The sequence below is a fragment of the Parathalassolituus penaei genome (genome assembly GCF_026626885.1).
GTDB lineage: Bacteria > Pseudomonadota > Gammaproteobacteria > Pseudomonadales > Oceanobacteraceae > Oceanobacter > Oceanobacter penaei.
On the sequence record NZ_JAPNOA010000056.1, the window covers coordinates 447,902 to 459,217 of the forward strand.

General features: G+C 45.0%; 9 protein-coding genes and 3 tRNA genes. All 12 read left to right on the plus strand.

Annotated features, from left to right (window positions below; genetic code table 11):
* Window positions 1-429: 429 nt before the first annotated feature.
* The 12 genes from msrB to OUO13_RS16745 all read left to right on the plus strand — a co-directional run bounded on the left by msrB (window position 430) and on the right by OUO13_RS16745 (window position 11,269).
* Window positions 430-819: a peptide-methionine (R)-S-oxide reductase MsrB gene (gene msrB, locus OUO13_RS16690; protein WP_283175025.1), complete on the plus strand. Its 390-nt coding sequence runs from the start codon at window positions 430-432 to the stop codon at window positions 817-819.
* Between the two features lie 145 nt (window positions 820-964).
* The gene (locus tag OUO13_RS16695) at window positions 965-1,717 is read left to right on the plus strand and encodes an ABC transporter permease (protein ID WP_283175026.1); all 753 of its coding nucleotides are present in this window, start codon (window positions 965-967) and stop codon (window positions 1,715-1,717) included.
* A complete protein-coding gene (locus OUO13_RS16700) occupies window positions 1,714-2,379 on the plus strand; it encodes an ABC transporter ATP-binding protein (protein WP_283175027.1) in 666 nt (221 codons plus the stop codon). Before OUO13_RS16695 ends, OUO13_RS16700 begins: the two co-directional genes overlap by 4 nt.
* Window positions 2,372-3,547 carry a KpsE/RkpR family capsule polysaccharide export protein gene (locus OUO13_RS16705; RefSeq protein WP_283175028.1) on the plus strand — a complete coding sequence of 392 codons (1,176 nt, stop codon included), beginning with the start codon at window positions 2,372-2,374 and terminating at the stop codon, window positions 3,545-3,547. Before OUO13_RS16700 ends, OUO13_RS16705 begins: the two co-directional genes overlap by 8 nt.
* Window positions 3,548-3,559: 12 nt before the next feature.
* Entirely contained in the window at window positions 3,560-5,173 is a 1,614-nt protein-coding gene (locus OUO13_RS16710; protein ID WP_283175029.1) for a polysaccharide biosynthesis/export family protein, read from the plus strand.
* Between the two features lie 23 nt (window positions 5,174-5,196).
* Complete coding sequence (locus tag OUO13_RS16715) at window positions 5,197-7,233, plus strand: glycosyltransferase family 4 protein (RefSeq protein ID WP_283175030.1); 2,037 nt, start codon at window positions 5,197-5,199, stop codon at window positions 7,231-7,233.
* Window positions 7,223-8,194 carry a hypothetical protein gene (locus OUO13_RS16720; protein WP_283175031.1) on the plus strand — a complete coding sequence of 324 codons (972 nt, stop codon included), beginning with the start codon at window positions 7,223-7,225 and terminating at the stop codon, window positions 8,192-8,194. Before OUO13_RS16715 ends, OUO13_RS16720 begins: the two co-directional genes overlap by 11 nt.
* Window positions 8,175-8,828: a hypothetical protein gene (locus OUO13_RS16725; RefSeq protein ID WP_283175032.1), complete on the plus strand. Its 654-nt coding sequence runs from the start codon at window positions 8,175-8,177 to the stop codon at window positions 8,826-8,828. Before OUO13_RS16720 ends, OUO13_RS16725 begins: the two co-directional genes overlap by 20 nt.
* Window positions 8,829-8,838: 10 nt before the next feature.
* Window positions 8,839-10,623, plus strand: a complete 1,785-nt coding sequence (locus tag OUO13_RS16730; protein ID WP_283175033.1) for a polysaccharide pyruvyl transferase family protein — start codon at window positions 8,839-8,841, stop codon at window positions 10,621-10,623.
* Window positions 10,624-10,996: 373 nt separating this feature from the next.
* Window positions 10,997-11,072: transfer RNA gene (locus OUO13_RS16735), tRNA-Glu, on the plus strand.
* 20 nt (window positions 11,073-11,092) lie between these two features.
* Window positions 11,093-11,168, plus strand: a tRNA-Gly gene (locus OUO13_RS16740).
* Window positions 11,169-11,193: 25 nt separating this feature from the next.
* Window positions 11,194-11,269 (plus strand) — tRNA-Gly (locus OUO13_RS16745).
* Window positions 11,270-11,316 lie beyond the last annotated feature (47 nt).

Here is an 11,316-nt window from a genome sequence, read left to right on the forward strand (position 1 = left end):
TGGTGTTGAAAAGTGCAGGATTTACTCAAGAAAAAAGATGATTGTGAGCTGACTCGCTAAGTATACGGGCAACGAAATTCTGCGATCCGTCCTCCACTGCCTGCGGGTAGCGAAGTTAAGGATCCTCTGGATAACCTGTTGCCGACTCTGGCTTGTCGGGATGGTGATGAATCGCGAAGCCGGTTTGATGGTCCTCTTGCCTGCATCCTGGGGGCTGCGTCAAAAATCGACACTGAGTCAAAATCATTCCACAAGTTCGAAGAGCGCTGGTTGCAGCACTCTCGCAGAGCTGTGCGGAGTAGCTCTATTGTGGCAGGCTGTGAATGGATAATATGAATGTTTGCGTTAAAGTGGGGGCAAGATCAGAGGTCAGGTGTGCTGATTGAAACGATACTCTTATGAAAGCTGATATGAAGGTAGGAAAGCGTTATGGAAAAGATCGTCAAAACAGATGCGGAGTGGCAAGCGTTGCTTGATCCTTTGACTTATCAGGTAACGCGTAAGTCTGCTACTGAGCGTCCTTGGACGGGAAAGTATATGGATTGTAGTGAACTTGGGACTTACTGTTGTGTCTGTTGTGGTACGCCATTATTTGTGTCGGATGCAAAGTTCGAATCCGGGTGTGGATGGCCAAGTTTTTTCGAGCCTTTGGCAGGGGTAATACTCGAACGCCTTGATACCAGTCATGGCATGGTTCGTACCGAGGTCACTTGTGCTCGTTGCGATGCCCACCTTGGGCATGTATTCAATGATGGCCCGGCACCAACCGGTCTGCGTTACTGCATTAATTCGGTATGTCTGGTACTGGAAAGCCGCTAATTGAGGTGGTTGGCAGGTTGGAGTCGGCATACTTTCTGCCTATACTTGTCCGCCCTTTCGGTATGGTCAGCAAAAGGGGCCAATTAACCGTTTTTCAGTTACAAGGATTTTTATTTTGATCAGAACGCGCAACTCCTGGCAAATTATGGCCGATACCATTTTTGCCTTGATAATGAGGGAGTTACGTTCTCGCTACGGCAATGGCCGACTCGGATACTTTTGGGCATTGGCAGTTCCGGCCGCACAAGCGGCGGTTATGGTGCTGATCTTCTCATCCATCGGACGAAAGTCGCTGACGGGGGTGCCCGTGGCCTTGTTCATGTTGGTGAGTCTTTTGCCGTTTAAAATGTTCTTCAAGACATTAACGCAAGTATCTGGAGCTATTGATGCAAATGCGGGGCTGTTGTCTTATCGACAAGTCGTTGCTCTGGATCCGGTGATTGCCAGGGTTCTGCTGGAGTTTTTTCATTTTATACTGGTGGCATTTATTCTTTTTTCTGGTCTTGGATGGCTTGGGGTAGATGTTCTGCCTGACCGATTTCTTGAATTATTGCTGGCCTGTATACTGCTTGCTTTGCTTGCAAATGGTTGTGGTCTGGTTGTCTGTTCTGTTGCTTTATATTGGGATTCGGTAAATAAGGTTATCTCGGTGCTCATGACTCCTATGATGCTTTTTTCCGGGGTGTTTTTTGCGGCGAGCATGATTCCTGAGCAATACTGGCATCTGATCGCATGGAATCCGGTTTTCCATGCTCTTGAACTCATGCGTGATGCCTGGTTTCGTAGTTATGCAACTCCTGCCGGTAGCTGGGAGTATTTGATTATGGCTGTTGTTCTTTCAAACTCGTTGGGGTTAATGCTTTATTGGCGTAATCGTGAGAGGTTTATTCTTTCATGATCGGATTTGAAAATGTTAGCAAATATTATCCTACACGAAATGGACGCAGTTATGTTTTTCGTGAAATTAATGCCGAAATTCCTACAGACAAGAGTATTGGGATACTTGGTCCTAATGGTGCAGGCAAATCCACTCTTATTCGGATGATTGGTGGTGCGGATATGCCAAGTGCCGGTCGGATTTATTCGGATGTGAATATTTCTTGGCCTTTGGGGCTCCAGGGTGGGGTTCAAGGTAATATGAGTGGTAGAGAAAATGCTCGTTTCGTGGCTCGTATTCATGGTTATCGTGATACTCGAGAAATAGAAGAGCGTGTTGCTGATTTTGCGGAAATTGGCAAGTACTTCGATGAACCAATGAAGAATTATTCCAGCGGTATGAGATCGAGAGTCACCTTTGGTATTACAATGGCTTTTGATTTCAATTTTGATGTCTTGCTCATTGATGAGCTGACAGCTGTCGGGGATGCTGCATTCAAAAAGAAAAGTGAGCAGGTTCTGAAACAAAAATATGCGTCATCAACGCTGATTATGGTTAATCATTCTGTGGATCAGCTGCGGCAATTTTGCGATGCTGGTCTCGTTGTTTATGATAAAAATATCCGTTATTTTGATGATATATCGGATGCTGTGAATGAATATAAGAGGTTGTACGGTGTCTGATATCGGATCGGCTGGCTCTGATGTGTTGAATGTTCAGGAAAACAAGCGAAAACCTCATGTTATAAAACGCGTGCACAAGCGCGTGATGAGTCGTATTGCACGGCTGGGGTCTTTTGCTATTGTTATTGCCTTGTCGCTCCTGATTGTATTTTATTTTGTCGCAATAGCATCTCCTCGCTATGTAAGTGAGGCCCAGTTTGTGGTTAAACAGGCAGATAGCAATGATTTGCCATTATCCGGACTTGCCTCTCTCGGCGCTGTTAGCGGGACTATGAAAGATTCGCTGATTATCAAAACCTTTATTGAATCGCGTGACATGGCGATGTTGCTTGATGAAGAAATAGGTTTGCGTCAGCACTATCAGCAAGACAGCATTGATCCTTTAAGCCGTATGCCTGCTGATGCAACTGCCGAGCAATTTGTTAAGTACTATAATGATCATATCCATGTTTACCACGATGAAATGTCGGATGTTGTGTACGTGGAGGTGCAGGCATTTGATCGTGAGTACGCCCTCAAACTTGGCAAGACCGTTTTAGAGCTGAGCGAGCAGTTCATTAACTCTATTGGTGACAAAATGGCTCACGAACAGCTGGATTATGCTGCTCGTGAAGTCAATCGTGCTCACCAGGTTTTACAGGAGCAGCAGCAGCGGATGTTGTCATTCCAGGATCAGAACCGACTGTACAGTCCTGAGCAGGAAGGTTCGACTTTGTTAGGGGCGATCAGCCAGTTGCAGTCGGATCTCATCAAAGCTGAGGCGCGCCTCAAGGAACTTCTGGCGGTGATGAGAGAAGATGCTGCCGATGTTCGTACGCAGAAAAACCTGATTCGTTCTTTAAGTGCGCAGTTGAGTGAGGAACGTTCACGGTTGACGTCTGCCAATAGTGACGCATTGAACAAGGTAAATGCTGATTTTCAGGAAATCCAGATGGCTGCAGCGTTGGCCTCGGATCTATACAAATCAGCACTGGCCAGTCATGAAGCCGTGCGTTCCGAAGCTTACCGCAAGCTCAAGCACTTGTTGATTGTGCAGAAACCATCAATGCCAGAGGAAGACAAATATCCACGGCGTTTGTACAACATAATGACCTGGTTTAGTGCCTTGTTGTTGATATATCTGGTTGGCAAGCTGATTCTAGCCATCGTTCGTGAACACCGGGATTAACGGAAAGTGATTATGCAAAAGTGGGTGTTGTTGGCACTGTTGTTGGTGGTATCTATAGGAAAAGCGCAGGCGCTGGATGTTCAGCCAGAAGTGCCCGATGCCAAACCTGAAGTGCTGACTGATGGTAATTTGTCCAGGGTATATGGTGGCTGGTTGTTCAAAGGCGGTTTTCGGGACGCTTCTTTTACCGGAATTAACCCTAATTACCGGATTTCCCAGGGAGATACCTTGCTGGTGCAATTGTGGGGTGGTCTTGATTTCCAGCAGCAGGCGGTGGTGGATGCTCAGGGGAATATATTTATCCCGAAGGTTGGCCCGGTACGAGTTCTGGGTGTTGAAAACCGTAATCTGAACGCAGTTGTTCTGAAATCGGTTGAGCGTGTGTACAAGTCCAACGTTGAAGCTTACGTTACCTTGGCATCCAGTCAGACAGTAAAGGTGTTTTTGTCCGGTCTGGTTGTTAAACCGGGTCTTTATGAGGGACAAAGTGCGGATAGCATCCTGCGCTATATTGATCAGGCTGGTGGTATTCGTGAGGATTTGGGTAGTTATCGCTACATAGAAGTAAAACGCCATGGTGAGACTTTGTATCGTGTAGATCTATACGCTTTTATTGAGCGAGGTGAAATGCCAGATATACAGTTGCAGGATGGTGATGTGATTTTTGTTGATCGCAAGCGTGGCGATGTATCAGTCGAAGGGGAGGTCAGCTTCAGCGGCAAATACGAGCTGAAAGAGACCAATACACCACTGAAAGAAATCCTTGCGGCAGTTGTTGGTGGAGAGCGTGCTACGCATGTGACCCTGGTTGAACCGAATGGCACTCGTGTTGGTGCTCGTCAGTATGCTGTAACCGAAATTGATGGGGTGGTAGTAACGCCAGGTACCCTGATCAAGGTGACGTCGCAGTTGCGTGCCGATAGCATTAGTGTCGAAGTGACGGGTGAACATGAATCTCGTACCGAAATTGTATTGCCATGGGGCGCAACGCTGAAGGATTTGCTCGATCAGGTTGTGTTTACCGAGTTATCTGACAAAAAAGCTGTACAGCTTTTTCGCCAGGCAGTTGCAGAACGTCAGAAAGAAATGCTGATGTCTTCTCTGGCTGCGCTTGAGCAGAGTGTTCTTACTGCACGGTCAGGAACCAAAGATACTGCAGAATTGCGTCAGGTAGAGGCGGACACGGTGTTGCGTTGGATAGACCGAGCGCGCCAGGTTCAGCCTCGCGGACAGGTGCTGTTGTCCGATGGATATGACCCTGCAACTGTTGTCCTCAAACAGGGTGACAAGGTTGTGATTCCTCCAAAACGTAATCTGGTCATGATTCACGGTGAAGTACTGTTCCCGACTGCGATTACCTACACCAAGGGCGAAACGATTGAAGGATATGTTGAACAAGCCGGTGGTACTAATGCCGATCTGGAGGATATGAATACTTTGGTGATGAAACCCAATGGAATGTTCCGCTCGGCCAATGACAAGCTGGATAGCAAGAAGATGATCGGCCCGGGTGATGAAATTTTTGTATTGGCCAAGCCAGATTTGAAAGCCTTGCAGTTGACGAAGGACGTCAGTCAGGTGATTTACCAGATTGCAGTATCTGCTGCTGTTGCATTAGCGATCTGACGCTACAGTACGGTGGTGGATCGATGAAGTCTGATTCAGGATTGCGGGGGAGTGATCCGGTGTATTTATTGCTTGATCCGGTAAATCGGACTGATTCAGGAATCACTAGATACAGTAATTCTGCCGTTGCTGTTCTGAATAAATCTGGTATTCCTGCTCATGTGTTGTCAATTGAGTCTGATGAATCGCTTGAACAGTTTCGTCAACGAGTTGCAACGTATTGCTCAGAAAATCCGGTGTCTATGGTTGAGTCACCAGAAACATATGGTGCCGCAAATCTCGTACTTTCAGTAGTTCCTGTTCACATTCGATTGCATTTTTCGAAGTATATAGGGCAAGTGATGGAAGGCAAGCTCCCTGATGAGGAGGCTTTTCTACTGGAAAAAATCGCCATTCATCAGGCGCGTTATATTTCAGCTCCGTCTCATGTTGCTGATCATATGACAAGGCGCTTTTTTGAATATGAATCGTGCTCGATTTTTGCCAATCCACTATGTGAAAGTCTGGTTTCTTCTGAATTTGAACGTGAAATTGCGGTCGGTTTTGTTGGGCGCTGGCACTCGCTTAAGGGAACTGATTATTTTCTTGCTCTTGCCAGATTATTCCCGGAGCTGAAGTTTTACGTGGTTTCTGGAGATGAGGCTCAGGCTGATTTAGGGCGTTTTCCCAATGTGGAGTTTCTTGGTCCTCTTGCGAAATCTGAATTGTATGAGCGTTGCCATATTGTTGTGGTCCCAAGTGTTTTTGAAACCTTTTCGATGGTGGCTCTTGAAGCATTAGCCAAAGGATGCATTGTTGTCTGCTGGGATCATTTGGGGATAGTGGAGTATTTCTCTACGCCAGTACTTTTTACTGCAAAAAAATTTGAGCTTGCTTCAATGAAATTGGCGGTAGAAAGTGCATTGAGCTCGAAATCTCATGGCGGAGAATGTGCAGAAATTGCTATAGCGTCTTATGTTTTGGGCGTTAGAGCGCTTTTGCAAAATAGCATATATGTTGACCCGAATGCTACAGGTCGGGTTGGTGATTTTGATATCAACTATATATTTAAGGTTTCAGGAAAAATGTCTGTTCTTAAGAAAAAAGGATCCTTTTCAAGGAAGTTGAGGAAGCTGTTTGTTAATCCGAGGCAATTTTTTCTTGATTTCTATAGGAAAAGAACCGGTAAGCTTGTCGTTTCTCAAGATAGAAGTAAGGTTGTGCTGCCAGTTGTAAAGAATACTCCTGCTGCGGCATCTATAAAATATGATATAGATTTTTCTTTGGAGAATTATTCGAAGTATCTTGTTTCCGAAGTGGATGTTAAACATCGTGCAATGCGTGTTCTTTTTATGTCGGACGGGGATTTTGAATTCTCGAATGATATTCTTTTGAAAGTTGATGGATTTAAAGATTTCTGGCCTTTGCGTCATCCGAACTTGAAGTATGGCAAAGTCGATTGTTCTTTTGACTGGAATTGCTACGAAATGTTGCGCTCCATCCCTCCTGCGACCAGGTCCCGGTTTGGAGCGTTTCGAGTCATATTTTTATGGAATATCAGTAATCCGGAAATAGCTAAATTTCTTCGTTGTTGTGATCCTGACATTATTGTTGCGGGGGTTTATGATGGTAGCAAACCCTTCGACTTCGATGCGCTTTCTCCTCATTTTGATGTTTTGATTGGGGATATCCCTGAAGCGGTGTCGGCCAGAAAAATATACTATTGCAAAAATGATTTCTTGCATGTGGTTATACGCAAGGTGGTTCAAGAAGCAATTGTATCTCCTGGTGGATATCTGGTCCCTGTTTGGAATGGATTGAAATACAGGCCTGGGCTTGAGGATTTTGATACTGGTTTTTATTCTGGTTTGGCGGTTTTGCGAAATCCTGATTTTGAGTTCAGTGGTTTTTCGCATGATAGCTTTATAGAATATTTTGTTGATGAGTTGGATGATTTATTTGTGACTGATCAAGTGTATTATAGATATAAAAGTATGTTTGAGGATTTTAATAACAGACAGTGTCGAGTTGATTTTGTTCGGCTTTTTTTACTGGATGGGTACATGTTTGATGTTGAATGATATGAATATTTTGCATATAGCGCCAACTCCGTTAGTAGGTGCTCCAGTGAAAGTTGTGAAAGCACTTGCTGCTGTTGGTGTTAATGCTCGGTGTTTGCTTCTTTCTGACTATCCAAAGCAAAGTGGATTGCAGGGTTTTTTCACAGATGGAGCGGAGCTGATTAATTCAGCAACTGCTGAAGGTGAAATGCTGTTGAGGGATGCACTTGAGTGGGCAGATGTTGTTCATGTGCACAACTTCCTGTCAGAGCAGGCGGCTTTAATTATTAAAGAGTACTCGTCAAAAATTTTTGTGTATCAGGTGCATAGCCCTCAACGGGAAGGTCCTGTTTTTACTCCCCGCGTTAATGAATTTGGGATTGGGTTTTCTAAGTATCTGGTTCTCGCTCAATATCATCCTCGACATTATCCGGGGTATGAAATTGTTCCAAATCTGGTTCTGTTTGATCCGGTATGCGAGGAACGTCAAGGTGATGTCCTGAAGGTTCTGTTTACACCGACTCACGCTCGTGGTGGACGTTGGAATAGCAAGGGCGATCCCCGGCTTCCAGGAATCTTTGAGCAACTGGTGCGGGACTGTCCTGTTGAAATGGTTTCTTTGAAAGGTCCTGTTACTCCTGGCAAATTATTCGAAATTAGAACGCAATGTCATGTGTCGATTGATGAGATTGTCACAGGCGCCTATCATCAGGTGAGCTTGGAAGGCATGGCGGCAGGAAATGTCGTTGTTAATGCCGCGGATTATTTCTCTTGTCGGATGTTGCAACGTATATCCGGAGCAGATCGTAGACCTCCGTTTTTGAATGCAAATGTTGATACTGTGTATGATGTGCTTTCGAATTTGGCAAATAATATGGATTTGACGATGGGTTATATACGGGAGACAGCTTCCTACTATCGTGATTTCATGGATTGGAGGAAATTGGTTTTGAGGTACGTTGATGTTTACAAAGCACTCTAATATTGTTGAGTTGAAGAATATATGCAAAGGAAAAAAAGGTGTCATTATTGCCAATGGACCATCTGCTTTGCAGGCTGGGTTGAATGATCTCGGCGACGCTGTTGTTATAGGTATGAATGCTTCATGGTTATTAAGAGATCAGTATTCACGTTTGAAGTTTGATTATTATTGTTTCTCTGATGTGCGGTTTTTGCAGTCCGAAAAAAAAAGAATGTGCTTTGATAGTGTAGTAAATTCGGGAGTTCGTACCTTTTTGCGTGCAGAGTTCAAGGATCTTTCGGTTGTTGATCCGGGCGCGAATGTTGATTTTATAAAATCCTTGGGAAAAACAGGGTTTTCGAAGGATATCCGGGAAGGATTTTTCTTTGGTAACAGTACTACAGTTATGGCTCTTCAGGTTGCCTATTATCTAGGGCTTGATGAGGTTTGTCTTGTTGGGGTTGATATGCAATATTCGCAAAATCAGGCGAGGTTCTACTCCGAAAGCGAAGTGCAGCTGGAGGATTCGACCCTTAGCTCGCAAATGCATAATATTATTCTGGCTAAAAAGGTTTTCGAAGAAGCCGGGAGGAAGATTTATATATCTTCGGCTCGGTCTTTGTTGAGGCCTTATTTTGAATTCAAGCTTGTCTGAGGGGTGGTAATTGAAACCTGTAGTGATTTCTTTCTATGCTGGTGATAAATACTATCATGATTGTGCCAGCAGACTGAAGGCCAATTGTGAACGATTAGGGCTTGATTATTCAATTGACGAACTTGATATTTCAGAGGATTTTGATTGGTCTCAGATTTGTCGGTTGAAGGTGAAATTCTATAAGGAGAAGCTTGATCAGCTTAAAAAGCCGGTATTGTGGGTGGATGTGGATAGCGTCATCAATTACGTCCCTGACTTCATTAACTCGGCTTCATGCGATTTTGCAGCATTTCTTCGTGGTTTTAACGATTTGACGACCTTTAATCCCATCAAGTTCGCACGGACGTGGTCGCCGTCGTTTATGTTTTTTAATTATACTGAAGGCGGGATAGGTCTTGTCAATGAAATGGCAAGAATTGAAGCTGACAGTGATGTTTTTGCTACTGATGATTATTTTCTTGAGGAGGCTTGGCGTGCATTTGGTGAAAATGTGACGGCATTGCCAATTCCTCGTAAGTTTCTATCATTGCGTGGAGATAATTCTGATACTGCCGCATTTGTGTTTGGGGATAGTGGTAACGTTGCAGAATTTAAAGGTAAAGTTGAACAGCATGAAAACACCCGTTTGGGTGATTTTTTGGGCGGCTTGATTGCCGAGTGGTTAGGTAATGTTTCCACTCCGGTTATTCGGACGTTTTTGTATAACAAAATGACACGTTATACGGTGAGAGATCTTGATCTGCTTCTCAAGCTGGCAGATGTTGGAAAGTCGATTAATGCCAAGCAGGCTCTTGCATATGCAGTTCGAGCCAGTTTTCTTTATCCTCGAAAGTATGATTCAAGATTGGCTATGTTCGATATTTTGTGTCGGCTTGGTCGTAAATCGCAAGCACGCCATGTGCTTGTAGAGTTGATGCGCAGCGAGTATGACGCCTGGCGTGGATTGGCCAAATCGAAGCTTGTTGATTTTGATATGGATATTCGTGCTGAGCAGTTTGAAGATGATAAGCGTATCCAGATGTGGTGGGCTAAAACTCCATATCCGGGAAATATTGGAGATATTCTTAATCCCTATATTGTCGAGCGTCTTACCGGGATTCCTCCAAAGTTTTGTCAGCGAGGAAAAGGAATGCTTGCAATTGGAAGCATTATAAAATGGGCAGAGGAGGATTGTGTTGTCTGGGGATCAGGAACTTCAAGATCTCCGGAGGGCATTAATCCAAATGCAGTTTTTCATGCAGTACGTGGCCCTTTGACGCGCCGGGTGGTTATGGAAAATGGTGGGTTCTGCCCTGAGGTATATGGTGATCCTGCACTCCTGCTGCCACTATTCTATCAACCAAAAGTTGATAAGATTTATGATGTTGGGTACATTCCTCATTATCAACATAAGGAACACCCAGTTTCTGGTGATTATAAATTTATCGATATTCTTGGTGTGACAGATGAAGACATTCATCGTCTAATTGATGAGATTTGCAGTTGCAAGGTTATTGTGTCAACGTCACTGCATGGAATTATCATAGCAAACGCATATGGAGTGCCTGCGCAATGGGCAACAATCTCTGATGCGGAAAAGCATGTTCATGGTGATGGCACAAAGTTCAAGGACTACTTTCTGGGTGTTGGGCTTCCTGTTCAAACTCCACTGGATCTCGCAGGAATAGAAAAGCTCGACTTTGAAAGCCTTAAGGATATGGTTCCTATTGATGTCAATTTGAATTTCAACTCGGATGCTTTGATTGCTGCTTTCCCATATCCTGAATTGCTGAAGGAAGAATTCCGCTCGCTCTGACAAATTGTGCACAGATGTGCGTGTGCGTGAGAGTGGAGCAGGGAATGCTCCAGGGGCTCTCTGAATAACTCTGCACAGCTCTCGGTTTTTCGCCCTGCAATCGTGTGCGAGTGCTGCAGTGAGTGTGAGCAAGGCGACGAACGCAGCGAAATGGCGAGCCTGTCCTGCTGGCTGAGTCCTTTTCTGGTTCGTCAACGCCGCTTCAGTATGCTGTATAGCCTGGGATGGTCCTGGCGGACCTTCTGTATTGTGTAAGCCCTTGTTGGCGAAGGATCTCTTGGTGCGTTTCTGAGAGTTTGGGTTTGTAAAAATAAAGCGTAAAGGTGTTGACAGGCATTTCTGAATCAGTAAAATGCGCGCCACTGATCGAGACGTCCCCATCGTCTAGAGGCCTAGGACACCGCCCTTTCACGGCGGTAACAGGGGTTCGAATCCCCTTGGGGATGCCACTTTTTAAAGTGGCGCAAATGCGGGAATAGCTCAGTTGGTAGAGCACGACCTTGCCAAGGTCGGGGTCGCGAGTTCGAATCTCGTTTCCCGCTCCAATACGACGTCTGATCAAAAAAAATTGCGGGAATAGCTCAGTTGGTAGAGCACGACCTTGCCAAGGTCGGGGTCGCGAGTTCGAATCTCGTTTCCCGCTCCAGTTTGAAAGAAGCCTGCTTCCGGTTAAGGAAGTTACGATGTCCCCAT